Origin of the sequence: Streptomyces sp. NPDC051940 (genome assembly GCF_040680895.1) — a bacterium.
Classification (GTDB): domain Bacteria; phylum Actinomycetota; class Actinomycetes; order Streptomycetales; family Streptomycetaceae; genus Streptomyces.
The window spans coordinates 1-26,620 of sequence record NZ_JBFAXR010000101.1; the positions used below are offsets into that span (position 1 = coordinate 1).

Consider the following 26,620-nt stretch of genomic DNA (forward strand, 5'->3'; position numbering starts at 1 on the left):
GCGCCCGAGCCGCCGTTGCGCCCCCGCGAGGAGATGCGCGGGCACGAGGTCGCGGCCGGCGGCGTGGTCCCCGCGACGGAGACGCGCAGATCCGCCCCCGACGTCCCGACGGAACACACCCGCACCCCCGCCGACGCGACCTCGTCGGCCAGCACCCCGCCCACCGGCAGCGGCGCGTCGTCGGTGGTCGCGGTGGCGGGCGTCGCGTCGACCAGGCGGTTGTGGACCGTCGAGCCGGAGCTGACGATGCGGACGATCACCCCGTTGACGAGCGGATCCCCGGCGGCGTAGTCGTCGTAGGGCGGTGTCGCCCGCCGGTACTCCAGGGACAGATAGCTGCCGTCACCACGCGGGATCCGGTACTCCTGTACGCCGGACTCCCCGAGCACGCCGAGCTGGTACGCGCCGCTCGCCGAGAGCTTGGGGACCTGGGCGTCGGGGATCCATCCGGCGAACTGGCGGTAGTCCACGGGGTAGAGGTGCATCCCGCCGCCGCCCATGGTGTCGGTGGGGTCGTCGCCCCCGGCCACCGTGCAGGAGGCGCCGACCAGCACCGTGCTCCCCGAGACCGGACAGGACTTGAGCGTGTCGGAGTGGGTGAAGCCGAGGTTGTGGCCGAACTCGTGGGTCCACATCCAGGTCTTGTAGCCCACACCGTTGGACAGGATCCAGTTCCCCGGCATCGACGCCAGCCCCTCCCAGGCGCACGCCGAGGTCCGGGAGATGTCGACGAGGAGGTAGTCGTACGAGGCCGGGTCGACGCCCCGCGCCTGCGCCGCGGCCGTCGCGGCGGCGCGGATGGCCGTCGAGTCGCATCCGGTCGGCCGGGCGCCGAGGTCGACGCCGGTCAGCATGTCGCCCGTGAGGTCGAGCTGCCCGCCGGAGACCTCCTGCAGATACGAGCGCAGGGACGGATAGCCGCTGCCGAGCACCGCCTGCTCGACGGCGGCCGGGTCGGCGGGCGCGGCGTCGTTCCAGTGGGTCGCCATCACCAGCGCCCGCTTCTGGCCGGTGACGGACCGGACCGGCCAGGCGGCGGCGAACGCGTCGTCGTCCCAGAGCCGCATGGACGCGAGATCCCCCGTGCCGCCCTGCGCGGCGCAGGCGCCGACCTGGACGGTGTCGGCGCCGGAGACGGTGCGCAGGCAGGTGCCGAGGCCGGCGTCCGCCCGGTACTTGTTCTGCAGCTGTACCCGGCCGGCGCCCTGGTCGACGACCCGCCACAGGCGCATGGAGGTGTAGTCGGACGCGCCTCCCTGGCCGGCGCAGTCGCCGACCTGGACCGTGTCGGAGCCGGAGAGGGTGCGCAGGCAGGTGCCGAGGCCCGCGTCCGCCCGGTACTTGTTCTGCAGCAGGACGTAGCCGTTGCCCTGGTCCACGGCCTGCCACAGGCGCATCGACGTGTAGTCGGTGGCCCCTCCCTGCGCCGTGCAGGCGCCGACCTGTACGGCCGTACTGCCGCTGAAGGTGCGCAGGCAGTCGCCGAGCGACGCCTCCTCGCGGTACTGGTTGCCGACGAGGGTGTAACCCACCGCCGCCGCACCGGCGTCGGGCGCCGCGGCCCGTGCCGGACCGGCGGGTGGTACGGACAGGGCGGCGAGGGCGGCCAGGAGTGCCGCTGCCATGACCGCCGCGCGCACCCGGAGCGGGTGCGGAGCGAACCGCTTCATCTCTCCTCCACTGGCGTTCGGTTGGCCTTGCAGAGTGAGCACGGCCGCGCCGCCGCCCCCGCGCGGAGCCGGAGCGGTGACCGACCGCCAGCCAGAATGTAAGCGGTTGCTATGTCGGGGCAAGTGGTTGGACGGAACTTTTCTGTCGCCTCTGTTCACGTGGTACGGAGGTGAGGTGCCGCGATGGTAAGCGCTCCCACTGATTCGGCCGCGGTGGTGCGGGCCGTGCCGTACGGGTCAGCCTGGGAGGCGCCGTTCGCGGACCCGATCTAAGGTGCCGGTAACGGCAGGCCGGGCGCGCGTTCCCGGACGCCGAAGGCGACGTCCGTACGACGGGACCCCGACGGGGCCGTCCGGTACGGCGAAGGGAGATGGCCGCGATGAGCGACGCGGACAAGGTGACCGTCGGCCTCACCTCCTGCTCGGCGCAGGACGCGGACGCGGTCTTCCGCGCCCTGGGCTCCGTCTTCGCGTCCGACTGGCTGCCGGGCGAACCCCCCGAGAGCGCGTCCGGCGGCCACCCGGTGTGGACCGCCACCTTCGACACGGCCCGGTCGCGCGGCGCCGTCGAGGCGCCCGTGCTCGCGGAACCCGTGACCGCGAGCCTGCAGGGCGGCTACCACGCCGTGGATCTCGTACGGGACGAACTGGCGGGCGCGTTCGCCCTCAGCGGCGAGTCCGGTGTCCCCGGCGACCAGGAGAAGGACGTACGGCTGCACCTGGCGAACCGCCAGTCGTAGCCCTCAGCCCCGGGGCTCGCGGTCGCGGAAGCGGTGCAGGACGTCGTACGGGTACGGCAGGGGGCGCGCGCTCGCCTCGTCGAGGCGCCGCTGCTGGTCGTCCGTCAGGTCCCAGCCCACCGCGCCGAGGTTGTCGGTGAGCTGCTCGACGGTCTTCGCGCCGATGATCGGCGCGGTCACGCCCGGCTTGCGGAGCATCCAGCGCAGGGCCGCCTGGGCCGGGGTGCGGCCGGCCTCCGCGGCGACGGCGACGAGGGTGTCGACGACGCGCCAGGTCTGCTCGTTGTCCCGGTCCCGCCACGTCTCGCGGCCCTGGTCCTGCTGGAAGCCCTGCTCGCGCGAACCGGTCGGGGCGGCGGTCATGCCGCGGCGGTACTTGCCGGTCAGCCAGCCGCCCTGCAGCGGGCTCCACGGGATCACGCCCACACCCTCCGCGGCGCTGAGCGGCAGCAGCTCCCACTCCGCCTCGCGGGCCAGCAGGTTGTACAGCGGCTGCAGGCAGACGTACGGCTCCCAGCCGCGCGACCGGGCGAGGTCGAGGGACTTCTGCAGCTGGGCGGCGGAGACGTTGCTCGCGCCGAGGTAGCGGACCTTGCCCGCCCGTACGAGCGTGTCCAGCGTGGCGAGGGTCTCCTCCAGCGGAGTCGTCGCGTCCCACACATGGGTCTGGTAGAGGTCGACGTAGTCCGTGCCGAGCCGGCGCAGGCTCGCCTCCACCGCCGAGACGATGTGCTTGCGGCTCAGCCCGCCCGCGTTCGGGGCCTCGCCCATGGTGCCGAACACCTTGGTCGCGATCACCAGGTCGTCGCGCCGCCGGCCCTTCAGCCAGCGCCCGAGGATCTCCTCCGAGACGCCCTTGCCGTACACGTCGGCCGTGTCGATGAACGTGCCGCCGGCCTCGGTGAAGGCGTCCAGCATCGCGTGCGAGGCGGTCTCGTCCGCACCGCTGCCGAACATCATGGTGCCGAAGCACAGTTCGCTGACGCGCAGTCCGGTGCCGCCCAGGAAACGCTGCTCCATCGTCTTCTCCGTCCGTTCGGTGACAGCCGGGGGCAACGCTAGGAGTTGGAGTCCACTCCAGGTCAAGTCGTCACTGCTGCCCCGCGGGCTCCATCTCCACCGCCGCGATCAGCGTCCGCGCGCACAGGTCGCGGACCTGTTCGCGGCTGACGGCGGAGCGCTCCAGCCAGTCCAGACAGACGGTGATGACGAACATCAGCCAGCCGCGGGCGGCGATCCGCACCGCCTCGTCGGGCTCGCGGACGGTGGCCACGGCGTCGACGATGCGCTGCTGCTGGACGGCGAGGCTCTCCTCGAAGACCGCGCGGATCCCCTCGTCCACGGAGACGGCGGCGCGGTGCATGACGAGGTAGCCGGTGCGGTGGGCCTGCACGTACTCCAGATACGCGTCGAGGCCGGCGACGAGCTGCTCGCGTACGCCGAGGGACGGATCGGGCTCGGTCAGCCGCAGGATGCGTTCGCTCTCCGCGCGGACGACGGCCGCGAAGAAGTCCCGTTTGGTGGGGAAGTAGTGGTACAGCAGCCCGCGCGAGACCTCGGCCAGCTCGGCGACCTCCTCGATCCACACCTCGTCGTACGGCCGCTCGGCGAACAGCCCGGCGCCGATGGCGAGCAGCTGCTCGCGGCGTCTCTCGCTGGTCAGTCGGGTGCGGCGCACGGACACCACGGTACCGATATCCGGGTGCCCCGCACCGCCCCGGTCTGCGAGGCTGCGCGAATCCCCGCGCCTCGTGGAGGGCCCTTGCCCGGTGACCGGCGCCCGCTCGCCGCAGTCCTCGCCGCCAACGCCGTCTCGATCACGGGCAGTTCGCTGACGCAGCTGGCGGTGCCGCTGTTCGTGCTGCACAGCACGGGCAGCGCGGGGCGGGCGGGGGTGGTCGCGCTGTGCACGCTGCTGCCGGTGGTGCTGGTGGCCCTGGTCGGCGGCCCGGTGATCGACCGGGTCGGGCGGCTGCGCGTGGGTGTCGCCTCGGACCTGGTCTGCGCGCTGGCCGTCGCGGCGGTCCCGGTGCTGCACGCGGCCGGGCACCTGCGGTTCTGGCTGCTGTGCGCGCTGATGGCGGTCACGGGCCTGTGCCACGCCCCGGGCGAGACGGCCCGGGACGTCCTGCTGCCCACCCTCGCGGGCCGGGCGGGGATGCCGCTGGTCCGTGCGGCCGGTCTGTACGACGGGGCCGCGCGGTGCGCGGGGCTGACCGGGGCGGCCCTGGGCGGCGTGCTGATCGCGGTCCTCGGCGCCCCGTACGCGCTGCTGCTCGACGCGGCGACCTTCCTCGTGTCGGCGCTGCTCCTGGCCGTCGGGCTGCGCGGCGTACCCGAGGCCCGCCCCTGTACGAAGGCGGCGGAGACGCACGGCTACCGGCGCGAACTGGCCGAGGGGTACCGCTTCGTCGCCGCCACGCCGCTGCTGCTCGGGGTGTGCCTGATGACGCTCGTGACACGCGGCCTCGACCAGGGCTGGAGCGCCGTCCTCCTCCCGGTGCACGCGCAGGACGCGCTGGGCGGCGCGGTCGACCTCGGGGTGCTGGAGGCGTCCTTCGGCGCGGGGGCGCTCGTGGGCGCGCTGGCGTACGGGGCCGTCGGCGGGCGCTTCAGGCGGTGGCCGGTGTTCACCGTGGCGCTCCTGGTCGTCGGCCTGCCGCGCTTCGTCGTGGCCGCCGGTACGGACACGGTCGCGCCGCTCGCGGTGATGATGGCCGTCGAGGGACTGGCCTGCGGGGTGCTCAACCCCATCCTGGCCACCGTGCTGTACGAGACGGTGCCCGAGGCGCTGCGCAGTCGCGTCGTGTGCGCGACGACCGCGGCGTTCCTCACGGTCACGCCGCTGGGCGGTCTGGCGGCGGGGCTGCTCGTCGACGGGGTGGGGCTGTCCACCGCGCTGCTTCTGACCGGCGGTGGCTATCTTCTCGCCACCCTGTGCCCGGTTGTCTTCCCCGTCTGGCGGCAGCTCGACGGCGTCAGTGCTCGTGTGCCACGTGCAGCGGCGTCCCCGCGAGGCGTGCGGCGCGGAGGGCGGTGAAGGTGGGGCACGCCTCGAGGTCGTCGTGTGGGCAGGCCAGTGTGTGCGCGATCGCCGTGCGGGCCGCCTGGGCCCGGGCGATCCGGGCGTCGAGTTCGGCGAGCTTGCGGTGGTGGAGGTCGCGCCACGCGGCGGGATCGGCCGTGCGGGCGGCGATGAGCGTCCTGATGTCGCGCAGCGAGAAGCCGGCGTCCTGGAGAAGCAGGATGAGGCCGACGAGCCTCACCGCCGCGGGCGGGTAGCGGCGTTGGCCGGAGACCCGGGCCGGGGCCGGGACGAGCCCGAGGTCCTCCCAGTAGCGCAGGGCCGACGTGGCGACCCCGGTGGTCCGGGCCAGGTCGCCGATCGTCAGCTGCCCCGCGGGCTGGTGGCCGGCCATGTTGACTTCAAGCGTACTTGAAGTCCTTCGATGGCCGGCATGACAGCACACCCCTCGTTCAAGCAGCGCCTCATCCGCCGCGGCGTACGGCAGTTCGGCCACCCGCGCGGCCTGCCCGGGCGGCTGGCCGGCTGGGTCATGGGCCACCGTCCCTCCAACGTGCGGCGCAACCGGTGGGCGGTGGCCCTCCTCGACGTACAGCCGGCGGACCGGGTCCTCGAGGTCGGCTTCGGTCCCGGCGTGGCGATCGCCGAGCTGGCCCGCCGCGCCACCGCGGGGCGCGTGTACGGCGTCGACCACTCCGCCGTCATGGCCCGGCAGGCGCGCCGGCGCAACGCCGCGGCGGTCCGCGCCGGCCGGGTCACCCTGGTCCACACGTCCGTCGACCGGCTGCCCGGCCTCGGCGCGCCGCTCGACGCCGTGCTTGCCGTCAACTCGCTCGGCTTCTGGACCGATCAGGGCCAGCGGCTCGCCGCGCTGCGCGCCCTGCTGCGCCCCGGCGGCCGCATCGCGCTCGTCAGCCAGCCGCGCGCGCCCGGTGCCGACGCCGCGACCACCGCCCGCGCGGGCCGCGACCTCGCCGAGCGGCTCACCGAGGCCGGTTTCGCGGACATCCGCGTCGAGACCCTCCCGCTGGACCCGCCGGTCGTCTGCGTTCTCGCCGTCAGGCCGGCCTGAGCGGCCCTCGCCGTGCACGCTACTTGACGTGAGTTCAATAGCGGCGCGATCCTGAGGTTGTTAGAAGCGAAGTCAATAACGGCGACCGGGGAGAACTGCCGTGCAGACCAAGGGAATCCCGCATCCGCCCCGACGGATCCCGCTGCTGGGGGATCTGCTCACGGGGAACCCGACCCATCCCGTGCAGGACTCGCTGCGGCTGGCCGGGCAGCTCGGGCCCATCTTCGTACGGAAGTTCCTGAGCCGCGAGATCCTCCTCGTGAGCGGCGCGGACCTGGTCGCGGACCTCTCCGACGAGTCCCGTTTCGCCAAGCACGTCGGCCTCGGCATCGAGAACCTGCGGCGCCTCGGCGGCGACGGGCTCTTCACGGCGTACAACTCCGAGCCCAACTGGCAGCTCGCGCACGACATCCTGCTCCCGGCGTTCGGGCGCGGCGCCATGCAGTCGTACCACCCCGTCATGCTGGACGTGGCCCGCGAGCTGACCGCCGACTGGGACCGCCGCGCCGCGGACGGCGCGGCGGTGGACGTGGCCGCCGACATGACCAAGCTGACGCTGGAGACCATCGGGCGGACCGGGTTCGGGTACGGCTTCCAGTCCTTCGAGCGGGACCGCCCGCACCCGTTCGTCGCGGCCATGGTCTCCGCCCTGCGCCACGCGCAGCTGCGGAGCTTCCGGCTGCCCGTGGTGAGCGCCCTGCTCGGCGCGCGCGGCGCCGACCGCCGCAACGAGGGGCAGCTGGCCCTGATGAACGAGCTGGTGGACGACGTGATCCGACGGCGCCGCGAGTCGGGGGAGGACGGCGACGACCTGCTCGGCCGGATGCTCGGCGAGCGGCACCCCGACACGGGCGAGCGGCTCGACGACGTGAACATCCGGCACCAGGTGATCACCTTCCTGGTCGCCGGCCACGAGACGACGTCGGGCGCGCTGTCCTTCGCGCTGTACTACCTCGCCCGGCACCCGGAGGTCATGGCGAAGGCCCGAGCAGAGGTGGACGCCGCCTGGGGCGACGCCGCCGATCCCCGGCCCGCGTACCAGGAGATCGCCAAACTGCGGTACGTACGCCGCGTCCTGGACGAGTCGCTGCGGCTGTGGCCCACCGCCCCCGCGTACGCCCGGTCGGCCCGCGCGGACACCGTGCTGGGCGGGCGCTATCCCATGGCGGCCGGTGACTGGGCGTTCGTCCTCATCCCCGGCCTGCACCGCGACCCCGCCGTCTGGGGCCCGGACCCGGAGGCGTTCGACCCCGACCGGTTCGCACCCGGGCGGGTGCGGGAACGGCCCGCGCACAGCTACAAGCCGTTCGGCACCGGGGAGCGGGCCTGCATCGGGCGGCAGTTCGCCATCCACGAGGCGACGCTCGTACTGGCGCTGCTGCTGCACCGGTACGAGCTGATCCCCGACCCGGACTACGAGCTGCGGATCACCGAACTGCTCACCCTGAAGCCGGAGGGTTTCACACTGCGCGTCCGCCGCCGTACGCCCGAGCCGGCGGCCGCGCTCCCCGCCCCGGTGCAGGGCGAGGAGCCAGCGGCCGGCTGCCCGTACGCGGAGGGTGTCAGCGGCCGCTGAGCGAGCGGCGGTGCACCGGGAAGTCGAAGAACGTGTCGGGGAACAGCTCCGGCTTGTGTGTGAAGTGCCACCACTCGTACTCGTAGTTGACGAACCCGACGCTCTCCAGGGTCTCCTTCAGCAGCAGCCGGTTCGCCCGCTGCTCGCCCTGGATGCGCGGGTCGAGCGTGTGGGACAGGGTGTCGAAGCAGTCGTAACCCGTGCCCATGTCGATCGAGTTGTCCGGGAAGCGCTCCGCCTGCGGCGCGTAGCACGGGACGAGCGGCTCGCCCGGCTCGTACGGGCGGGTGGCGGTGGCGGGCAGCTTCACCAGCGTGAGATCCAGGGTGCTGCCGCGGCTGTGTCCGGAGCGCTCGGCGATGTAGCCGTCCTCGAAGAGGCGGCTCTTGTCGACGTCCGGATAGAACTCGCCCTTCATCCGGTCGTCGTCGAGGTCCTTCGCCCAGGCGACGAAGTGGTCGACGGCGCGCTGCGGGCGGTAGCAGTCGTAGACCTTGAGCGAGTAGCCGAGCGGGCGGAGCTTCTGCTGGGCCTGGTGCAGCGCCTGCGCGGCGGGCGCGGTCAGGATGCACAGCGGCTGGCGGTAGCCGTCGATCGGGTCGCCGATGAAGTTGTGCTCGGTGAGGTAGCGGATGTCGTGGAGGATCGTCGGGTCGACGTCGCTCAGCGCGACGAACTGCGGCGGGGCCTTCGGCTCGGCCTTGGCCGTGGCGGCGGGCGCCGTGGCGGCCCCCGCCGTGAGCGTGGCGGCGAGCAGGGCGAGGGCGGTGAGAGCGCGGGGCAGTCTTGGCATGAGTCACTCATGTATCAGGAGTCCCGCCCGGCGCGGAAGATCCTTGGCGTAACGGCGTGTTACGTGTGGCCCGTTCGGCCATGGCGCCGCCCGGCGGACGCCCCGCACACTGGGCTTCTCGGACGCCGGACGGGGGGAGTGCGCAGTGCCGTTACGCCGCAGGATCTTCGGGCGACGGAGCCCGCGGGAGGACGAGCCCGCCGTGTCGGAGTCGGAGCGGCTGCTGTTCGGCGGCCCGCTGCGGTACGAGGCGGGGTGGGGGGCCCACGAGGGCAAGGCGTACGAGCTGGGGCTGGCCGGCATCGTCCGGGCGCTGCCCGGCCTGCTGGGCACCAGCGTACGGCTCGCCCGGCAGGCCGACCGCACCGCCACCCGAGCCGTCATCCTCTCCGAGCTCGGCCGCGGCGTCACCGCCGCGCTCGGCCTGCTGGCCGTCAACAGCGTGCTCGCCCGGCTGCTGGCCGGCGGCGACGTACCGGACCGGCTGCGCGCCGCCGTCCCCGCCCTGGTCGCCGTCGCCGCGGCGGCCGTCGCGGGCACGCTGCTGCGGGCCGTCTCGACGTACGGCACCGGGCGGCTGGAGCCCAAGGTGGAGCGCGTCGGCACGGAGATGTACCTGCGGCACGCCAGCCGGGTGGAGCTGGCCGCCATCGAGGACGACGCGTTCCACAAGCTGCTGGACTCCGCGCAGTACGGCGCCGCCTCCGCCCGCCGTATGGTCAGGACCGGCACCCGGGTGATCACCTCCGCGCTCTCGCTGGCGGCGGCGGCCGGCGTGCTCACCGTGCTGCACCCGGTGCTGCTGCCGCTGCTGGTCACCATGACGCTGCCCGGCGCGTGGAGTTCGCTGACCATCGCCCGGCGGCGCTACCACTCCTTCCACACCTGGATCCAGCACGTACGGGCCGCCCACATGCTCTCCGGCACCCTCACGGACGCCGAGGCGGCCCCCGAGATCCGCGTGCACGACGTGGGGCCCTTCCTGCTCCACCACTACCGGGGCATGTCGGAGACCGCGGAGCTGGAGCAGACCCGGCTGGCCCGCCTCGCCGCCCGCACCCAGCTGATCGCCGCCTGCTGGACGGCGCTCGCGACCCTCGTCACGTACGCCACCCTCGGCGCGCTGCTGTGGGGCGGGGCGATGGCGCTGTCCGTGGCCGGTACGGCGGTCATCGCGATCCGCAGCGGCGCCGGGAGCCTCGACACGCTGCTGATGGAGCTCAACTCCCTGAACGAGGACTCCCTGTTCGTCGCCGACCTGGTGCGGATGTGCCAGGAGGCGGAGGAGTGGGCGGTCCCCGAGGGCGGCGTGCCGCTCACCGCCGTACCGGAGGAGATCCGCTTCGAGAACGTCACCTTCACCTACCCCGGCACCGACAACCAGCCCGCCCTGAACGACGTCACCCTCACCATTCCCACCGGCGGGATCGTCGCGCTCGTCGGGGAGAACGGCTCCGGCAAGACGACCCTGGTGAAGCTGCTCGCCGGGCTCTATCTGCCGCAGCGCGGCCGGGTGCTGTGGGGCGAGGTGGACCTGGCGGAGGCCGACCGGCGCGGCCTCGCCTCGCGGGTCGCGATGGTGGCACAGGACTTCTACCGGTGGCTGTTCACCGCCCGGGTGAACATCGCGATCGGCCGCCCCGACGCCGACCTGGACGAGGAGCGGCTGACGGCCGCCGCCGCGTACTCCGGCGCCGACGTCGTGATCGAGGAGCTGCCGCGCGGCTGGGGCACCCTGCTGGCCCGCGGCTTCCACGGCGGGCACCAGCTCTCCGGCGGGGAGTGGCAGCGCATCGGCATCGCCCGCGCCCGCTACCGGCAGGCCGACGTGCTGATCGTCGACGAGCCGACCGCCGCCCTCGACGCCCGGGCGGAGCTGGCGGTCTTCGAACAGATCCGGGCGCTCGCGGCGACCGGCCAGACGGTGGTGCTGATCACCCACCGGCTGGCCTCGGTGCGCCACGCCGACCTGGTGCACGTCCTGCACCAGGGGCGGCTGGTGGAGAGCGGCACGCCCGCCGGACTCCTCGCGTCCGGCGGGCTGTACGCCACGATGTACGGGCTGCAGGCGGCTCAGTTCGAACCGGTCACGACGTCGGAGACGTGAGGTCGTACAGGGTCGTCCCGTCCACGGTCACCTTCTCGAAGGTGGCCTGGACCCAGCTGCTGATCTCGCTGCCGGTGGAGCTGCCGCCCATGCCGCCTCCGCCGCCCATGCCGCCTCCGCCGCCCGTGCCGCCGTTGTCGATGAAGTAGTGGATGTCGCCCTGCTCCACGTACTTCTTGAACTGGGCGAGCGTGGGGGAGGGGTCGCTGCCGTTGAAGCCGCCGATCGCCATCACCGGGTCGCCGGTGGCCAGCTGGTAGCTGGCGGCGTTCTGCGAGCCGATCGAGGCGGCGGCCCAGCGGTAGTCGCCGGAGCCCAGCTTGTCGGCGAGTTCGTCGCTGACGTCCTGGCCGTTGAGCAGACCGCCCATACCGCCGCCACCGCCGCCCTCGCCCGGACCGCCCATGGCGCCGGGGCCGTTGCCGCCCTGCTGACCGGGCTGCCCGCCGGTGGGCGCACCGCCGGGCGCGGTGCCGCCGGGGCCGCCCTGCGGCTGACCCGTCTGGCCGCCCTGTCCGGCCTGGCCCTGGGGGCCGCCGAAGCCGCCCTGACCCTGCTGTCCGCCGGCCCCGCCCGGCAAGCCCTCGCCCAGCTGACCCTGCGGCATGCGCATCCCGCCGCCGCCCGGACCGCCGCGCCCGCCGGCGGACGCCGGACCGGCGGTGACGATCGACCCCGAGTGCCCGGTGCCCACCGTCTGCAGGGTGAACGCGAGCGGCCCGGCGAGCCCCGCCGCCAGACCCAGTCCGGCGGCGACCAGCGCCACCGTCCGCCCCAGCCGCGCAGCGGCCAGCAGGCCGGCGGCCGCGGCGAGACCGGCCACCAGCACCGCGTACCGCAGCCACGGGTGCCACTCCGGCGAGCGGCCCAGCAGCGTGTACGCCCACAGCGCGGTCACCGCGACGGTCGCCGCCAGGGTGCCGAGCGCCGGCCAGCTCCGCTGCCGCCACAGCAGCACCGAGCCCATGCCGACCAGGGCGGCGACGTACGGGGCGAGGGCGACCGTGTAGTACTCGTGGAAGATGCCGGCCATGAAGGAGAACACCGCCGCCGTCATCAGCAGGCTGCCGCCCCACACCAGGAACGACGAGCGCTCGATGTCCGTGCGCGCCGCCCGGCGGGTCACGACCAGGCCCGCGGCGAGGAGGATCAGCGCGGCCGGCAGCAGCCAGGAGATCTGGCCGCCGATCGAGTCGTTGAACATCCGCCCGATGCCGGTCTCACCCCACTGACCGCCACCGCCGCCCATACCGCCCCCGCCGCCGCCGACGGAGCCGGTCTCCTCGCCGTTGATACGGCCGAGGCCGTTGTAGCCGAACGTCAGCTCCAGGAAGGAGTTGTTCTGCGAACCGCCGATGTACGGGCGCGAGGACGCCGGCCACAGCTCGACGATCGCCACCCACCAGCCGCCCGCGGCGACCATCGCCAGGCCCGACAGCGCCAGCTGGCCGAACCGGCGCCGCAGCGCCACCGGCGCGCACACGGCGTACACGACCGCCAGCGGCGGCAGGATCAGGAACGCCTGCAGGGTCTTGGCCAGGAAGGCGAAGCCCACCGCGACGCCCGCCCACACCAGCCACTTCGTCCGCCCGGCCTCCAGCGCCCGCAGCACGCACGCCACGGCGACCGTCAGCAGCAGGGCGAGCAGCGCGTCGGGGTTGTTGAAGCGGAACATCAGCGCCGCGACGGGCGTCAGCGCCAGCGCCGCGCCGGAGATGAGCCCGGCCGCGGTGCCGAAGCGGCGGGCGACCGACCGGTACAGCACGGCGACCGTCGCCACGCCCATCAGGACCTGCGGGGCCAGGATCTGCCACGAGCCGAGGCCGAAGAGCCGTACGGACAGGGCCATCGGCCACAGCGAGGCCGGGGGCTTGTCGACGGTGATGGCGTTCCCGGCGTCCAGGGAGCCGAAGAAGAACGCCTTCCAGGAGACGCTGCCGGCCTGGACGGCGGCGGAGTAGAAGGAGTTGGCGTAGCCGGACTTGCCCAGACCCCAGAAGTAGAGCGCGGCCGTCGCGGCCAGCAGCAGCCAGAACGCGAGCCGGCTCTGCCGCGGCGCGCGGTGCGACGGCGAGGGCGGCGGCGCGGGCGCCGCGGCCGGAACGGTCAGGGTGGTGGCGGTCATCGTGAGGTCCTGAGGTCGGAGTCGGTCGGGGCGGCGTCGCCCGCGAAGGGGTCGGCCGGGACGGTGCTGTTCGGGGAAGCGCCGTTCGGGGAGGCGCCGTCCGCACCGGAGCCGCCCGAGGAGGCGAACACCCAGCCGCGCAGCAGCAGGAAGCGCAGCAGGGTGGCCGCGAGGTTCGCGGCGATGAGGACGGCGAGTTCGGTGCGGTGCGAGGCGGCGCCGCCCGCCGCGTCCAGGGCGGCCAGCGAGCCGCTGGTCAGCGCCAGCCCGATGGCGAACACCACCAGGCCCTGGGCCTGCTGGCGCGCCGCCCGGCGCCGCCCGCGCACGCCGAAGGTGAAGCGGCGGTTCGCGGCGGTGTTGGCGAGCGCGGTGAGCAGCAGCGCCAGCACGTTCGCCGTCTGGGCGCCGATCCCGGGCCGCAGCAGCGAGTACAGGCCCAGATAGGCGAGCGTGGACAGCGCCCCCACGGTGCAGAAGCCGAGCAGCTGCCGGGCCAGCCCCCGCGGCACTCCCGGCACGCCCAGGTCCCGCGGGTCGTCGCCGAAGGGCCGCCGCAGCCGGTCCAGCGGCAGCGTCCCCGACCCGAGCGCCCGCCCGACGCGCCAGACGCCCTTGAGGTCGTCGACGGCCGTGCGCACGATGTCGACCCGGCTGTCCGGGTCGTCGACCCAGTCGACCGGCACCTCGTGGATACGCAGCCCGGCCCGCTCGGCGAGCACCAGCAGCTCCGTGTCGAAGAACCAGCCGGTGTCCTCCACCAGCGGCAGCAGCCGCTCGGCCACGTCCCGGCGGATCGCCTTGAACCCGCACTGGGCGTCGCTGAAGCGCGTCTGCAGCCCGCCGCGCAGCAGCAGGTTGTACGCCCGGGAGATGAACTCCCGCTTCGGTCCGCGCACCACGCGCGAGCTGCCCGCCAGCCGCGAGCCGATCGCGAGGTCGGAGTGCCCGGAGATCAGCGGGGCGACCAGGGGCAGCAGCGCCTTCAGATCCGTCGACAGGTCGACGTCCATGTACGCCAGCACGGGCGCCTCGGACGCCGACCACACGGTCCGAAGGGCCCGCCCCCGGCCCTTCTCCTCCAGCCGGTACACCGCCACGTCGGGCAGCTCGTGGGCCAGCCCGTAGGCGATGACGGGGGTGGAGTCGGTGCTCGCGTTGTCGGCGATGGTGATCCGGAAGCGGTACGGGAAGGTGGCGTGCAGATACGCGTGCAGCCGCCGGACACAGGGGTCGAGGTCGTGCTGTTCGTTGTAGACGGGGATGACGACGTCGAGCACCACGCCCTCGGTGGCGAGATGCCCGCGGGCCGGCAGCGCGCTGTCGGTGGGGATCAGTGGTTGGCTCATGACACAGACCCTGGTCAAGGGGCCTGTCAGGACGATGTGCCAAACCTGTGGGCGGTCTGTGAGTACGGCGGCCGCCCCGCGGTCCTATGCTGCCGGGACACCCGCGCCCGTAGATCGGAGCCCCCGTGCGCCCCGCACTCCGTGTCCCGCCGCCCACCCCCCGGCTCGCCTTCCGGCCGATGACCCGGGACGACCTGGACGACATGGCCGCCCTGCTGGGCGACCCGGAGGTGATGCGCCACTATCCGCGGCCGAAGACCCGGGAGGAGGCGGCGGACTGGATCGACTGGAACCAGCGGCTCTACCGGCAGGAGGGGTACGGGCTGTGGGTGGTCGTCCTCAGCGACACGGGCGCGTTCGCCGGTGACTGCGGACTCACGCCGCAGGAGATCGAAGGGGTCACCGAGCTCGAGGTGGGCTACCACATCCGGACCGGTCTCCAGGGGAAGGGCTACGCCACCGAGGCGGCGGCCGCCTGCCGGGACCACGCCCGCGACGCGCTCGGCGCCGAGCGGCTCGTCGCGATCATCCGGCCGGACAACACACCGTCCCAGCGCGTCGCCGAGAAGATCGGCCTGCCCTTCGAGCGTGCCGCGGTCTCGCGCTCCGGCCTGCCCGTCCGCGTGCACGCCGCCCGGCTGTAGCGGCTCCCCCCGCGTCCGTCTAGGGTCCCCGTCAGCCCTTCAGCACCGCCCGCAGGTCCCGGGCCGCCTTCTCCAGAAGGACGCGTACCGCGTCGCGCGCCGCCTCGGGCGATCCGGCCCGTACCGCCTGGAGTACCGCGCGGTGCACCGGCACCGGATCGTCCGCGTCCGCCGCGTGGACGACCCGGTCGCGCTCGGCCAGGGGGATCTCGATGAACAGGTCCATGCGGGCGAAGAGTTCGTTGTGCGTGGCCGTGTACAGGGCGCGGTGGAAGGCCAGGTCCGCGGCGGCCGCGCGGGCGGGGTCGCCGGCGGTGTGCGCCCGCGCCATGTCGTCGAGGGCCCGGTCCAGCGCCGCCAGGTCCGCGGGTGTACGGCGGCGGGCGGCGGCCTCCGCGCAGGCCGGCTCCACCGCCGCCCGTACCTCCGCGAGGTCCGCGAAGAGCGCCGCCCGGCGGGCGCCGGCGAACTCCCAGCGCATCACGTCGGCGTCCAGCAGGTTCCACCCGCCCCGCGGGGTGACGAACGTGCCGCGCTTCTGCCGCGCGTCCAGCAGCCCCTTCGCGGCCAGCACCTTCAGCGCCTCGCGCAGCGCGGTGAGGCTGACGTCCAGCTCCCGGCCGAGGCCTGCGATGTCGAGGGTCGCCCCCTCCGCCAGCTCGCCGGAGACGATCCTCGTACCGAGGATCTCGACCGTCCTGCCGTGCACTCCCCGACCCCGGTACGCCGCCATTGCCGCCTCCTGAGCCCGGCCCCCCGGCCGGCGCATGTGTGCGTGAGGGCTTGTGGGCCCGCGGGGGTCATCCTAGAGTGCGGCTCCATTAATTCGTAATTAATGGAGCCGCATTTTCCTGGTACCCAGGTACTCTGCTGGGGCCCGTCGAGGGGGCCGCGAGGTGTCGTCGTACTGATCGATGAGCGGACCCGGTCCGAGATCTGACAAGGAGATCTGACAAGGAGGTCAGATGCCCACCCGCAGAGAGGCCCTGGCATGGGGAACGGCCGCGGCGGCCACCCCCTGGCTCGCGGCCTGCGCCGAGTCGCCCGGCGCCGCGCGCATCAGCACGTCGGCCGACCGGAAACCCGGCCAGAAGATCATGCTCGTCTTCTGGACCTGGGTGCCGCTGCAGAAGACGGTCGAGCTGTGGAACAGCAAGAACCCCGACGTCCAGGTCGAGCTGCAGATCGTCCCGGGCGGCACCAACGGCGGCTACCAGAAGATGCACGCCTCCCTGAAGGCCGGCAACCCGCCCGACCTGGCCCAGGTCGAGTACCACGAGCTGCCCTCCTTCATGCTGGTCAACGGCCTCACCGACCTGACCCGCTTCGGCGCCGAGAAGCTCGCCCCCTCCTACGTCGACTGGCAGTGGCAGCAGGGCGTCTTCGGCGGCAGGGTGCGCACCATCCCGCAGGCGTCCGGCCCCCTGGGCTTCTACTACCGCAGGGACCTGTTCGAACGCTGGGACGTGGAGGTCCCGACAACCTGGGAGGCGTTCGAGCAGGCGGCCCGCGACATCCGCAGGCGCGGCGGCGGCGCCCGGATCTGCTCGTTCCCGCCCGCCAACCCCAACTGGTTCGCCGGACTGGTCTGGCAGCGCGGCGCCCGCTGGTTCCGTACCGAGGACGACACCTGGATCGTCGACATCGACGGCGCGGAGTCCCGCGAGGTCGCCGACTACTGGGACCGCCTGGTGCGCGACGACCTGGTGACGCTGATGCCCGAGCTGCAGCCCGGCTGGTACCAGGCCATGCAGACCGGACAGCTCGCGTCCTGGGTGGGCGCCCAGTGGGGCGACGCGCTGCTGCGCAACAACGCGCCCGGCACCTCCGGGAAGTGGAGCGTGACCTCCATGCCCCAGTGGGAGCCCGGCGCGCTGACCGCCGCCAACTGGGGCGGCTCCTCCACCGCGATCCTGCAGGGCACCCGGCACGCCGTCGAGGCCATGGAGTTCGCGCACTGGCTGAACACCGACCCCGAGAGCATCGACCTGCTCATAGCCTCCGGCTACGGCTGGCCCGCCGCGAAGATCGACTACCGGCAGACCGCCCTCGGCAAGCCCGACCCGTTCTTCGGCGGCCAGCGCTACAACGACGTGTTCGCGGAGGCCGACCAGCACATCGACACCAGCTGGAAGTGGTCGCCGACCCACGACCAGTCGCAGGCCCACCTCGCCGACGCGTTCGGCCGGGTCGCCTCCGGCAAGGGCACGTTCGCCGAGGCGCTCGAGGACTGCCAGGACCGCGTGGTGGACGATCTCAAGGCCAAGGGCCTGAAGGTGAGGAGCGCCCGATGACCGTGACCGAGCCCCGCACCCGCATCGAGCCGTCCGGTCCCGCGCCGGGCGCCGGGAAACCCCGCCGCACCGCCCGCCCCGACCGGGCCGCCTGGGTGTTCCTGGCGCCCTTCCTCGCGGTCTTCGCCTTCGTCTTCGTCCTGCCCGTGGGCTACGCGGTCTACCAGAGCATGCTGAAGGTGGACCGGCACGGCCCGCTGGGCCTGGGCGAGCCCACCATCGGCTTCGCCGGGCTGGACAACTACGTCCTGGCCCTCGGCCAGACGGACTTCATCGAGAGCTTCGGCCGCGTCCTGCTCTTCGGCATCGTCCAGGTACCGCTGATGGTGCTGCTGGCGACCGTGCTCGCGTTCCTGCTGGAACAGGTCAAGGACCGCTGGGCGGGCCTGCTGCGCGCCACCTACTTCCTGCCGTACGGCGTGCCCGGCGTCATCGCCACCATCCTGTGGGGCTTCCTGTACGTGCCCGGCGTGAGCCCGGTCAGCGACCTACTGGACTCCGTGGGCCTCGCGCCCGACTTCCTCGGCTACGACAGCGTGCTGTGGTCCATCGCCAACATCGTCGTCTGGCAGTTCGCGGGCTACAACATGCTGATCGTCATCGCCCAGCTGAAGTCCATACCCAACGAGCTGACCGAGGCGGCCCGCATCGACGGCGCCGGACCCTGGCAGATCGCGCTGCGCGTCAAGCTCCCCCTGGTGCGGCCCTCGCTGGTCCTCATCACCGTCTTCTCCATCATCGGCACCCTGCAGCTGTTCGCCGAGCCGCTGGTGCTCAAACCCCTGACCTCGGCGGTGTCGTTCAACTACACCCCGAACCTCAGCGCCTACACCGACGCCTTCGCCAACTCCAACCTCTACCTCGCCGCCGCGAAGTCGGTGATCCTCGCGGTCGTCGCCAGCGCCCTGTCCTTCGGCTTCCTGAGCCTCGTCACCCGTAGGGGAGGGGACGACCGATGACCACCGTGACCGCGCCCGCCGAGACGCCCACGCCCGTGCCCGCGCGGGCTCCGGCCGCCGCGCCGCGCCGGCTGACCCCCGGCCGGATCGTGCTGGTCGCCTCCCTCGCCGTCGCCGCGCTGTACTTCCTGCTGCCGGTGTACTGGCTGGCGATCGCGTCCACCAAGTCCACCGACAAGCTCTACTCCAGCTTCGGCCTGTGGTTCGCCGACCCGCGGTGGTGGTCCAACCTCGGCAACGTCTTCTCCTACGACCACCACGTCTATCTGCGCTGGGCCCTGAACTCCGCGCTGTACGCGGGCGTCGGCTCCGTGCTGGCCACGCTGCTGTCGGCCGCCGCCGGGTTCGCCCTGGCCAAGTACCGCTTCCGCGGCCGGGAGGCGGTGTTCAAGGTCATCCTGGCCGGGGTGCTGCTGCCGTACACCGCGCTGGTGCTGCCGCTGTACCTGATGTTCAGCGAGCTGGGCCTGGTCAACACCTACTGGTCGGTCCTGATCCCCGGTCTGGCCAGCCCCTTCGGCGTCTATCTCTGCCGGATCTACGCCGAGTCGGCCGTCTCCGACAACCTGCTGGAGGCCGCCCGGGTGGACGGGGCGAACGAGGCGCGGATCTTCTTCGGCCTCGTGCTGCGCATCATGTCCCCGGCCCTCGTGACGGTGTTCCTGTTCCAGTTCGTGCACAACTGGAACAACTACTTCCTGCCGCTGGTGATGCTCTCCGACGACCGGAAGTACCCCGTCACCCTGGGCCTGACCACCTGGCAGACCGCCGCCGACCGGGTCCCCGAGCTCACCCAGTACACCATCGGCGGCGCCTTCGTCTCGGTCATCCCGCTGGCCGTGGCGATGCTGGTGCTCCAGCGCTACTGGCGCACCGGGCTCACCGAGGGAAGCGTCAAGGAATAGCGATACGACACAGCGATACGACAAGGAGCCGTGGCACGTTGAGGATCACCCGGGTCGAGACCTTCGCGGTGCCGCCGCGCTGGCTGTTCTGCCGGATCGAGACCGACGACGGTCTCGTCGGCTGGGGCGAGCCGGTCGTCGAGGGACGGGCCGAGACGGTGCGCACCGCCGTGCACGAGCTGGCGGGGCAGTTCCTGCTCGGCGCCGACCCGCTGCGGATCGAGGACCACTGGCAGGTGATGACCAAGGGCTCCTTCTACCGCGGCGGCCCGGTGCTCTCCAGCGCGGTCGCGGGCCTGGACCAGGCGCTGTGGGACCTGGCCGGGAAGTTCTACGGGGCGCCCGTGCACCAGCTGCTCGGCGGGCCGGTGCGGGAGAAGGTCCGGGCGTACTGCTGGGCGGGCGGCGACGAGCCGGCCGAGATCCGCGACCGGGTGGCCGAGGCGGTCGGGGCGGGCTTCACGGCGGTCAAGATGAACGCCTCCGGCCGCACCAGCCGGCTGCCCACCGTGGCCGAGCTGGACGGCCTCGCCGAACGGGCCGCGGCCGCCCGCGACGTGCTCGGCCCGCAGCGCGACTTCGGCATCGACCTGCACGGCCGGTACTCCGTCGCGGGGGCCGTCCGCGCGCTGCGGGTCCTCGAGCCGTACGCGCCGATGTTCGCGGAGGAGCCGGTGCTCCCCGAGTACACCGCCCTGCTGCCGCGCGTCGTCGCGTCCTCGCCCGTGCCGGTCGCCACCGGCGAGCGGCTGTTCAGCCGGACCGACGTGCTGCCCGCCCTCCAGGCCGGGGTGGCGGTGGTGCAGCCGGACCTCTCCCACGCCGGCGGGATCTCCGAGTGCCGCCGCATCGCCTCCCTCGCGGAGACCTTCGACGCGGCGGTCGCCTGGCACTGCCCGCTCGGGCCGCTGGCGCTGGCCGCCAGCCTCCAGCTGGCGCTGTGCACCCCCAACTTCCTGATCCAGGAGCAGTCCATGGGCATCCACTACAACGTGGGCGCCGAGCTGCTGGACTACGTCGCGGACCGCTCGGTCTTCCGCCTCGACGAGGGCTTCTTCGCGCGCCCCACGGCGCCGGGCCTCGGCGTGGAGGTGGACGAGACGGCCGTACGGGCGGCCGACGCGCGGGGGATGGACGCCTGGCACAACCCGGTGTGGCGGCACCCCGACGGCTCGTTCGCGGAGTGGTGACGTGTTCGCGCATCGGTGACCCACGTGACGTGACCGGATCACGCGCCTGACCCGCATCACACCGCTGCCGGGCACCTCGCCGCGTCGGGCAGCCAGACCGCGAACACCGTCCGCCCGGGCTCGCTCTCCACCTCCACCCGGCCGTCGTGCGCCGCCACCACCGCCCGGACGATCGCCAGGCCCAGCCCCGTGCCGCCCGCGGCACGCGAGCGGGAGGCGTCGCCGCGGGCGAAGCGCTCGAAGACGTCGGGCAGCACCGCCGGCGGGATGCCCGGGCCGTCGTCCTGCACCTCCAGCCGCATCCCGCCGTCCGCGGCGCGCACCCGGGTGGTGACGGTGCTGCCGAGCGGGGTGTGGGTGCGGGCGTTGCCCAGCAGATTGACCAGCACCTGGTGCAGCCGGGCCGGATCGCCCCGGACGAGCGCCGGAGCGTCCGGCAGCTCGATCCGCCAGCGGTGGTCCGGGCCCGCGGCCCGGGCGTCGCTCACGGCGTCCACCACCAGCCGCGACAGGTCCGCCTCCGTCCGCTCCAGCGGACGGCCCTCGTCGAGGCGGGCCAGCAGCAGCAGATCCTCCACCAGCGCCGTCATCCGTCCCGCCTCCGACTCGATCCGGCCCAGCGCGTGCCGGGTGTCCGGACCGGTCTCCTCCCGGCCGCGGCGCGTCAGTTCGGCGTACCCGCGGATCGAGGCCAGCGGGGTGCGCAGCTCGTGGCTGGCGTCCGCCACGAAACGGCGTACCCGCGTCTCGCTCTCGTGCCGCGCCTGCAGCGCCGAGCCGACATGGCCCAGCAGCCGGTTCAGCGCGGTGCCCACCTGGCCGACCTCCGTTCGCCGGTCCGCCTCGGCCACCGGCACCCGCTCGTGCAGCGCCACCTCGCCGCGGTCCAGCGGCAGCCTCGACACCCGGGTCGCCGTGGCGACCACCCGGTGCAGCGGCCGCAGCGCGATCCGTACCACCGCCGCCCCGGCGAACGCCGCCGCGGCCAGTCCGGCCGCCGTCACGCACACCTCGGCGATGATCAGGGTGTCCACCGTGTCCTGCACCCCCGACACGGGCAGTCCCACGACCAGCGTCGTGCCGGGCTCCCGGCCGGCCACCGCCTGCAGCCGGTAGTCGCCCAGGCCCGGGACGGACACCGTGGCCGGGTCGGCGCCGAGGGTCACGCCCAAGAGCGCCTCGCGCTGGCTCGCGGTCAGCTCCTCGGCCTCGCCCTGGTCGGTGCTCACCTGCGCCTCACGCACCTGGCCGTCCTTCAGCTCCGCCCCCACGGTCCCGGGCGGCTGTCCGGGACCGGTGACGAAGTTCGTGCGGGGCGCGTCCACCGGATGCTGTTCGCCGTCCGGCGGCACCGCGCGGCGGGAGATGCCGGTGACCTCCTTGTCCAGCTGCCCGTACAGATACGACTGCAGGGCGAGCGTGCTGACCGTCCCGATCACCGCGCACACCACGGCGACCAGCACCACCGACGAGGCCACCAGCCGCGCCCGCAGCGACCACCGGTTGCGGGGGACCCTCACGGCGCCGGCTTGATCTGGTAGCCGGCCCCCCGCCGGGTGTGGATCATCGGCGGCCGGCCGGCGTCGATCTTCTTGCGCAGATACGACACGTACAGCTCGACGACGTTCGCCTGGCCGCCGAAGTCGTAGCTCCAGACCCGGTCCAGGATCTGGGCCTTGGACAGCACCCGGCGCGGATTGCGCATCAGATAGCGCAGCAGCTCGAACTCGGTGGCGGTCAGCTCGACCGCGTCGCCACCCCGCGAGACCTCGTGCGTGTCCTCGTCCAGCACCAGATCGCCGACCACCAGCACCGACGTACCGCGCGTCTCCGTCCGCCCGGCGCGGCGCAGCAGCCCGCGCAGCCGGGCCACGACCTCCTCCAGGCTGAACGGCTTGGTGACGTAGTCGTCCCCGCCCGCCGTCAGCCCGGCGATCCGGTCCTCGACCGCGTCCCGGGCGGTCAGGAACAGCACCGGCACCTCCGGCGTACGGGCGTGCAGGCGCCGCAGCACCTCCAGACCGTCCAGGTCCGGGAGCATCACGTCCAGCACCACGGCGTCCGGCTGGAAGTCGCGGGCGGCGCGCAGGGCGCTCTGGCCGTCGGCGGCGCAGCGCACCTCCCAGCCCTCGTAGCGCAGGGCCATGGCGAGAAGTTCGGAGAGGGCGGGCTCGTCGTCCACCACGAGCACCCGCACGGGAGGTACGGCGGTCATACGGCCACTGTGCCGGTGGCCGCTGAGAGGAACCTGTCCGGTTCCTGTGAATCAGCTGAGAAGCGTCCCCGGGCCGCCGCCCTCCACCCGCCTCCGGCACGCCGGGCCGGGTCGCGGCCTTCCGGGTAGCGTTCCTCGTGGGCCCCCGGGTATCCGAGGGGCGACAGGCAAACCGCCGCACCGAGAGGGAGCACCTCATGGCGGGTACCGCCAACAAGGACATCGCGGCCGTGCTCCAGGAGTACGCCGACCTGCTGGCCATCACCGGCGGGGACGCCTTCAAGGCCCGGGCGTACCAGCGCGCCGCCCGGGCCGTCGCCGGCCACCCGGCCGACATCGCCGGCCTCGGCGAACGCGGGCTGAAGGACATCCCCGGCGTCGGCGCCTCCATCGCCGGGAAGGTCGCCGAGTACCTGCGCACCGGCACGGTCGCCGACGTGGACGAGCTCCGCGGCCGGATCCCCGCCGGCGTCCGCGAGCTCACCCGGATCCCGGCGCTCGGGCCGAAGAAGGCGCTGCAGCTCCACCAGGAGCTGCACATCTCCTCCGTCGAGGAGCTCGCCGAGGCCATCGAGGGGCAGCGGTTGCGCGGGCTGAAGGGCTTCGGGCCGAAGACCGAGGAGAAGCTGCTGCACGGCATCGGGCTGCTGCGGGCCTCCGTCGGGCGTTCGCCGCTCGACGCGGCGATGGAGCTGGCCGAGCAGATCACCTCCGCGCTCGCGGAGGTCAGGGGCTGCCGGCGGTGCGAGTTCGCCGGTTCGCTGCGGCGGATGCGCGAGACCGTCGGCGACCTCGACATCCTCGCCGCCGCCAAGGACTCCGAGCCGCTGATGGAGGCCTTCGTGGCGCTGCCCGTCACCTCGGAGGTCATCGCCCGCGGCCCCACCAAGACCAGCGTGCGGACCACCGGGGGCATGCAGGTCGACCTGCGCGTCGTACCGCCCGACTCGTGGGGCGCGGCCCTGCAGTACTTCACCGGCTCCAAGGAGCACAACATCCGCACCCGGGAGATCGCCCAGCGGCGCGGGCTGAAGCTCTCCGAGTACAGCCTCTCCCTCGCCAAGACCGGACGTAAGGTCGCCGCCGAGCACGAAGAGGACGTCTACGACCGGCTCGGCCTGCCGTGGATCCCGCCCGTGCTGCGTGAGGACCGCGGTGAGATCGAGGCCGCCCAGCGCGGCGAACTCCCCGAGCTGGTCACCGAACGCGACCTGCGCGGCGATCTGCACACCCACACCGACCTCACCGACGGGCTGGGGTCCCTCGAGGAGATGGTGGCCGCGGCCGCCGAACGCGGCTACGCGTACTACGCCGTCACCGACCACGCGCCGGATCTGCGGATGCAGCGGATGACGAAGGAGAAGATGCTGCGGCAGCGGGAGGAAGTGCGCGCCCTGGACGGGACGTTCGGCCGGCGCCGGGGCGGTCTGCGGCTGCTGCACGGCACGGAGCTGAACATCGGCCCCGACGGCGGTGTGGACTGGCCGGCTGACTTCCTCGAGGGCTTCGACCTGTGCGTGGCCTCCGTCCACTCCCACTTCGACCAGCCGAAGGACGCGATGACCCGCCGGCTGGTGACGGCGGTGAGCAACCCGTACGTGCACGTCCTCGGCCACCCCACCGCCCGGATGCTCGGCCGGCGCGACGGGATCGAGGCCGACTGGGACGCGGTGTTCGAGGCCTGCGCCCGCCACGGCACGGCGCTGGAGATCAACGCCCAGCCGCACCGCCTGGACCTCCCCGACGAGCTGATCCTGCGCGCCCGCCGGCAGGGGGTGAAGTTCTCCGTCGACTCCGACGCCCACTCCGTCCCCCACCTCGGTCAGATGCGCTACGGGATCGGTACGGCCCAGCGCGGCTGGGTCACGAAGGACGAGGTGATCAACACCTGGCCGCTGACCCGGCTGCGGACGTTCCTCGAGCGGACGTGAGGGCGCCCCCCCGGCCCGTACACCGGCAGCCCGGTCCGGGGAGGGACCGGGCTGCCGTGGTGCGTCGGTGGAGCGGGTCGGATCAGTAGTAGGTCTCCAGCAGGTTGAAGTCGTCGCCCAGCGGCCGGGTGGCCGTGCCCGAGGAGTAGTACAGGCAGCTCGAGGTCGAGGTGTTGTGGTCCAGACCCAGGACGTGGCCGGCCTCGTGGCAGGCGGTGTTGCGGTTGCGGGTGTAGGTGCCCGAGTAGTAGTCGTTGAACTTGATGCTGGCACCGGTGATGTACGTGCCGTCGGCGTTCAGCGTGCGCGACGTCTGGCCGACCCAGCCCGTGCCGCCGTAGTTGCCGCTGTAGACGTTCACGCAGTGGTACGAGCTGCCGGGGCAGCCGCCCGTGTACCAGCGGTACCAGGAGTCGATGCCCTCGGTCTCGTTCCAGACCGGCACGGCGTCGCTCAGCGGCCAGCCGTCGCCGCTGTGGTCGAGGAAGTAGATCTGCGGGTGGCTGTGCCCGCTGTACGACCAGCGCTTCATCGGGCAGCCCCAGGTGCGGGCGGTGCCGTAGCTGCAGGCCGCCAGGGTGCTGACGTCGCCGGAGGCGCCGACGGCGGAGGCGTCGCCGACCTGGACGCCCGGCACGCCGCTCGCCGACAGCTTCGCGGCGACCTGCTCCGGGCTCACGCCCGGCGCCGGCGTGTACAGCGTGGTCTTCAGCCCGCCCTTGGCCGTCTTCTCGACGGTGAACACGTCGAGCTGGTGGCTGTCCTGGGCGGCGGCGGGCGCGGCCTTCGCGGGTGCGGCCGCGGTCGCGGAGACCCCCGCCAGAGACGCGGCGATGCCGAGGAGCAGCACCGCGAGCATGCGCAGACAACGGACCATCAAGAATCCCCCTGCTTCTTCCGGTTCGACAGGAACGCGGCCGGGACCGCATGCCGTGCGGATCGTCGAAGATCCCCCGTGTGCCCCCGGTGCCGCCGCACCAGGAAAGCCCGGGCGGGGCGGACGGGGCCAGTGATTCGAGGCCATTCGAATCCATGGTCCGTACGCCCCCACTTGCGGAATCAGTCCCGCCGGGCCAGCTCCAGCACCGGTGCCGCGCGATGCGTGCACACGTACAGCACCCGCCGCGCCTCCCGGTGACGGGTGACGAGGCCGGAGCGGAGCAGCACGCCGAGGTGGTACGACACCGTGGACGGCGTCAGCCCGTGCCGGCCGGCGAGTTCGGCCGTCGAGCGCGCCGTGGTGAGGTCCGCCAGCAGCAGGGTGCGGGTGTCGCCCATGAGCCGGTGCACGGGTCCCTGCCCGGACCGGCCGGCCGCCGTGGCGGCCGCGACCGGGTACAGCAGGGCGGGCGGCGACGGATCCGCCGTACCGACGGCGACCACCGGGCCGTCCGAGCCCCGGACGGGCATGAGCAGCAGCCCGTCCACCGGGCCCAGCCGCCGCGGCCGGCCCGCCGCGACGGTCAGCAGCCCTCCGGCCAGGCCGACCGCCGGGTGCAGCGTGCCGAGCATCTCATCGAGGCCGTCACGGGAGGCCTGCCGTGCCCGGTGGCCGATGTCGGCGTCCAGCCGGGCGCGCAGTTCCGGCCAGCGGGTGCGCAGCGCGCCGTCCCAGAAGGCCGCCAGCTCCCGGGCCGCCGTGCGGGCCAGCAGATCCTCCCCGCGCTCCAGGGTGCCGCGTACCAAGGGCGAGCGGGTGCGGGCCAGTTCGGCCCGGATCCGCTCGGGCGGGGTGGTGGCCACCCGGTGCAGTTCGTCGTCGAGGGACGACTCGTAACCCTCGGGCCACGGCGTGAAGAACGGCGGGAGGCCGCCCCCGCCCCGGGCGCCCCCGGCCCCGTACATCAGCTCCGTCAGCAGGGGCAGCCGCCGGGCGGTCCGTTGCCGGCCCGTCCCGCGCAGCGCCCGTGCCGCCGTCCACAGCGGTGATATGAAGAAGCGGACGCGTCCCAGCGCCCGCCGGTCCAGCTCGCAAGAGAACACCGGCCATCCCCCTTGGCTCCGTGTCGGCTCGTGCTCGTTCGG

General features: G+C 73.3%; 23 protein-coding genes. 11 read left to right on the forward strand and 12 right to left on the reverse strand.

What is annotated here, in order from left to right:
• Positions 1-1,670 (reverse strand): hypothetical protein (locus tag AB0M28_RS29830; RefSeq protein ID WP_365411771.1); only part of this gene is annotated, 1,670 nt, incomplete at its 3' end.
• A gap of 380 nt (positions 1,671-2,050) precedes the next feature.
• Here AB0M28_RS29830 and AB0M28_RS29835 point away from each other — a divergent pair.
• Positions 2,051-2,410: a hypothetical protein gene (locus tag AB0M28_RS29835; protein ID WP_365411774.1), complete on the forward strand. Its 360-nt coding sequence runs from the start codon at positions 2,051-2,053 to the stop codon at positions 2,408-2,410.
• A gap of 3 nt (positions 2,411-2,413) precedes the next feature.
• On the opposite strand, the gene AB0M28_RS29840 is transcribed toward AB0M28_RS29835, so the two are convergent.
• Entirely contained in the window at positions 2,414-3,430 is a 1,017-nt protein-coding gene (locus tag AB0M28_RS29840) for an aldo/keto reductase (RefSeq protein WP_365411777.1), read from the reverse strand.
• A 70-nt stretch (positions 3,431-3,500) separates the two neighbouring features.
• Positions 3,501-4,088, reverse strand: coding sequence for a TetR/AcrR family transcriptional regulator (locus tag AB0M28_RS29845; RefSeq protein ID WP_365411780.1), 588 nt, complete (start codon positions 4,086-4,088; stop codon positions 3,501-3,503).
• Between the two features lie 84 nt (positions 4,089-4,172).
• Between AB0M28_RS29845 and AB0M28_RS29850 the strand changes: the two genes are divergently transcribed.
• Positions 4,173-5,450 carry an MFS transporter gene (locus AB0M28_RS29850; RefSeq protein WP_365411783.1) on the forward strand — a complete coding sequence of 426 codons (1,278 nt, stop codon included), beginning with the start codon at positions 4,173-4,175 and terminating at the stop codon, positions 5,448-5,450.
• Here the strand turns inward: AB0M28_RS29850 and AB0M28_RS29855 are convergent.
• On the reverse strand, positions 5,389-5,829 hold the full coding sequence (locus AB0M28_RS29855; protein ID WP_365411786.1) for a MerR family transcriptional regulator: 441 nt from the start codon (positions 5,827-5,829) through the stop codon (positions 5,389-5,391). The two genes, AB0M28_RS29850 and AB0M28_RS29855, sit on opposite strands and share 62 nt — an antisense overlap.
• 39 nt (positions 5,830-5,868) lie before the next feature.
• Between AB0M28_RS29855 and AB0M28_RS29860 the strand changes: the two genes are divergently transcribed.
• A complete protein-coding gene (locus tag AB0M28_RS29860) occupies positions 5,869-6,507 on the forward strand; it encodes a methyltransferase domain-containing protein (protein WP_365411789.1) in 639 nt (212 codons plus the stop codon).
• Positions 6,508-6,607: 100 nt separating this feature from the next.
• Complete coding sequence (locus AB0M28_RS29865) at positions 6,608-8,083, forward strand: cytochrome P450 (RefSeq protein ID WP_365411792.1); 1,476 nt, start codon at positions 6,608-6,610, stop codon at positions 8,081-8,083.
• On the opposite strand, the gene AB0M28_RS29870 is transcribed toward AB0M28_RS29865, so the two are convergent.
• The gene (locus tag AB0M28_RS29870; protein WP_365411795.1) at positions 8,070-8,876 is read right to left on the reverse strand and encodes a M15 family metallopeptidase; all 807 of its coding nucleotides are present in this window, start codon (positions 8,874-8,876) and stop codon (positions 8,070-8,072) included. The genes AB0M28_RS29865 and AB0M28_RS29870 overlap by 14 nt on opposite strands.
• A 202-nt stretch (positions 8,877-9,078) precedes the next feature.
• Between AB0M28_RS29870 and AB0M28_RS29875 the strand changes: the two genes are divergently transcribed.
• A complete protein-coding gene (locus AB0M28_RS29875) occupies positions 9,079-10,983 on the forward strand; it encodes an ABC transporter ATP-binding protein (RefSeq protein ID WP_365411798.1) in 1,905 nt (634 codons plus the stop codon).
• Here the strand turns inward: AB0M28_RS29875 and AB0M28_RS29880 are convergent.
• Both AB0M28_RS29880 and AB0M28_RS29885 read right to left on the reverse strand, forming a co-directional pair.
• The gene (locus tag AB0M28_RS29880; protein ID WP_365411800.1) at positions 10,964-13,108 is read right to left on the reverse strand and encodes a glycosyltransferase family 39 protein; all 2,145 of its coding nucleotides are present in this window, start codon (positions 13,106-13,108) and stop codon (positions 10,964-10,966) included. The two genes, AB0M28_RS29875 and AB0M28_RS29880, sit on opposite strands and share 20 nt — an antisense overlap.
• Positions 13,105-14,457: a dolichyl-phosphate beta-glucosyltransferase gene (locus AB0M28_RS29885; protein ID WP_365411803.1), complete on the reverse strand. Its 1,353-nt coding sequence runs from the start codon at positions 14,455-14,457 to the stop codon at positions 13,105-13,107. Before AB0M28_RS29885 ends, AB0M28_RS29880 begins: the two co-directional genes overlap by 4 nt.
• A 125-nt stretch (positions 14,458-14,582) precedes the next feature.
• Between AB0M28_RS29885 and AB0M28_RS29890 the strand changes: the two genes are divergently transcribed.
• The gene (locus AB0M28_RS29890) at positions 14,583-15,101 is read left to right on the forward strand and encodes a GNAT family N-acetyltransferase (protein WP_365411806.1); all 519 of its coding nucleotides are present in this window, start codon (positions 14,583-14,585) and stop codon (positions 15,099-15,101) included.
• 31 nt (positions 15,102-15,132) lie between these two features.
• Here AB0M28_RS29890 and AB0M28_RS29895 read toward each other — a convergent pair whose 3' ends face one another.
• Complete coding sequence (locus AB0M28_RS29895) at positions 15,133-15,834, reverse strand: FCD domain-containing protein (RefSeq protein ID WP_365411808.1); 702 nt, start codon at positions 15,832-15,834, stop codon at positions 15,133-15,135.
• Between the two features lie 232 nt (positions 15,835-16,066).
• Between AB0M28_RS29895 and AB0M28_RS29900 the strand changes: the two genes are divergently transcribed.
• Genes AB0M28_RS29900 through dgoD form a run of 4 tightly spaced genes read left to right on the forward strand, consistent with a single transcriptional unit; the run spans position 16,067 to position 20,449 of the window.
• A complete protein-coding gene (locus AB0M28_RS29900) occupies positions 16,067-17,395 on the forward strand; it encodes an extracellular solute-binding protein (protein WP_365411811.1) in 1,329 nt (442 codons plus the stop codon).
• Entirely contained in the window at positions 17,392-18,354 is a 963-nt protein-coding gene (locus AB0M28_RS29905) for a sugar ABC transporter permease (protein WP_365411814.1), read from the forward strand. The genes AB0M28_RS29900 and AB0M28_RS29905 overlap by 4 nt, the downstream gene beginning before the upstream one ends.
• Positions 18,351-19,259 carry a carbohydrate ABC transporter permease gene (locus AB0M28_RS29910; protein ID WP_365411817.1) on the forward strand — a complete coding sequence of 303 codons (909 nt, stop codon included), beginning with the start codon at positions 18,351-18,353 and terminating at the stop codon, positions 19,257-19,259. Before AB0M28_RS29905 ends, AB0M28_RS29910 begins: the two co-directional genes overlap by 4 nt.
• A 38-nt stretch (positions 19,260-19,297) precedes the next feature.
• Positions 19,298-20,449 (forward strand): galactonate dehydratase, encoded by a 1,152-nt coding sequence (gene dgoD, locus AB0M28_RS29915; RefSeq protein ID WP_365411820.1) that lies wholly within the window; start codon positions 19,298-19,300, stop codon positions 20,447-20,449.
• 56 nt (positions 20,450-20,505) lie between these two features.
• Here dgoD and AB0M28_RS29920 read toward each other — a convergent pair whose 3' ends face one another.
• Both AB0M28_RS29920 and AB0M28_RS29925 read right to left on the reverse strand, forming a co-directional pair.
• A complete protein-coding gene (locus AB0M28_RS29920) occupies positions 20,506-21,969 on the reverse strand; it encodes an ATP-binding protein (protein ID WP_365411823.1) in 1,464 nt (487 codons plus the stop codon).
• The gene (locus AB0M28_RS29925; protein WP_365411826.1) at positions 21,966-22,664 is read right to left on the reverse strand and encodes a response regulator transcription factor; all 699 of its coding nucleotides are present in this window, start codon (positions 22,662-22,664) and stop codon (positions 21,966-21,968) included. Before AB0M28_RS29925 ends, AB0M28_RS29920 begins: the two co-directional genes overlap by 4 nt.
• A 197-nt stretch (positions 22,665-22,861) precedes the next feature.
• Between AB0M28_RS29925 and polX the strand changes: the two genes are divergently transcribed.
• Positions 22,862-24,595, forward strand: coding sequence for a DNA polymerase/3'-5' exonuclease PolX (polX, locus tag AB0M28_RS29930; RefSeq protein WP_365411828.1), 1,734 nt, complete (start codon positions 22,862-22,864; stop codon positions 24,593-24,595).
• Between the two features lie 82 nt (positions 24,596-24,677).
• On the opposite strand, the gene AB0M28_RS29935 is transcribed toward polX, so the two are convergent.
• Complete coding sequence (locus tag AB0M28_RS29935) at positions 24,678-25,472, reverse strand: reprolysin-like metallopeptidase (RefSeq protein WP_365411831.1); 795 nt, start codon at positions 25,470-25,472, stop codon at positions 24,678-24,680.
• A gap of 182 nt (positions 25,473-25,654) precedes the next feature.
• Positions 25,655-26,578 (reverse strand): helix-turn-helix domain-containing protein, encoded by a 924-nt coding sequence (locus AB0M28_RS29940; RefSeq protein WP_365411834.1) that lies wholly within the window; start codon positions 26,576-26,578, stop codon positions 25,655-25,657.
• Positions 26,579-26,620: the final 42 nt, after the last annotated feature.

Excerpts from the sequence above, each read along its gene's own strand:
- AB0M28_RS29870 (WP_365411795.1), bottom strand. The coding sequence starts at position 8,876 with ATGCCAAGACTGCCCCGCGCTCTCACCGCCCTCGCCCTGCTCGCCGCC.
- AB0M28_RS29880 (WP_365411800.1), bottom strand. The coding sequence starts at position 13,108 with ATGACCGCCACCACCCTGACCGTTCCGGCCGCGGCGCCCGCGCCGCCG.
- AB0M28_RS29935 (WP_365411831.1), bottom strand. The coding sequence starts at position 25,472 with ATGGTCCGTTGTCTGCGCATGCTCGCGGTGCTGCTCCTCGGCATCGCC.
- AB0M28_RS29855 (WP_365411786.1), bottom strand. The coding sequence starts at position 5,829 with ATGGCCGGCCACCAGCCCGCGGGGCAGCTGACGATCGGCGACCTGGCC.
- AB0M28_RS29895 (WP_365411808.1), bottom strand. The coding sequence starts at position 15,834 with ATGGCGGCGTACCGGGGTCGGGGAGTGCACGGCAGGACGGTCGAGATC.
- AB0M28_RS29910 (WP_365411817.1), top strand. The coding sequence starts at position 18,351 with ATGACCACCGTGACCGCGCCCGCCGAGACGCCCACGCCCGTGCCCGCG.
- AB0M28_RS29860 (WP_365411789.1), top strand. The coding sequence starts at position 5,869 with ATGACAGCACACCCCTCGTTCAAGCAGCGCCTCATCCGCCGCGGCGTA.
- polX (WP_365411828.1), top strand. The coding sequence starts at position 22,862 with ATGGCGGGTACCGCCAACAAGGACATCGCGGCCGTGCTCCAGGAGTAC.
- AB0M28_RS29905 (WP_365411814.1), top strand. The coding sequence starts at position 17,392 with ATGACCGTGACCGAGCCCCGCACCCGCATCGAGCCGTCCGGTCCCGCG.
- AB0M28_RS29885 (WP_365411803.1), bottom strand. The coding sequence starts at position 14,457 with ATGAGCCAACCACTGATCCCCACCGACAGCGCGCTGCCGGCCCGCGGG.
- AB0M28_RS29835 (WP_365411774.1), top strand. The coding sequence starts at position 2,051 with ATGAGCGACGCGGACAAGGTGACCGTCGGCCTCACCTCCTGCTCGGCG.
- AB0M28_RS29925 (WP_365411826.1), bottom strand. The coding sequence starts at position 22,664 with ATGACCGCCGTACCTCCCGTGCGGGTGCTCGTGGTGGACGACGAGCCC.
- AB0M28_RS29840 (WP_365411777.1), bottom strand. The coding sequence starts at position 3,430 with ATGGAGCAGCGTTTCCTGGGCGGCACCGGACTGCGCGTCAGCGAACTG.
- AB0M28_RS29900 (WP_365411811.1), top strand. The coding sequence starts at position 16,067 with ATGCCCACCCGCAGAGAGGCCCTGGCATGGGGAACGGCCGCGGCGGCC.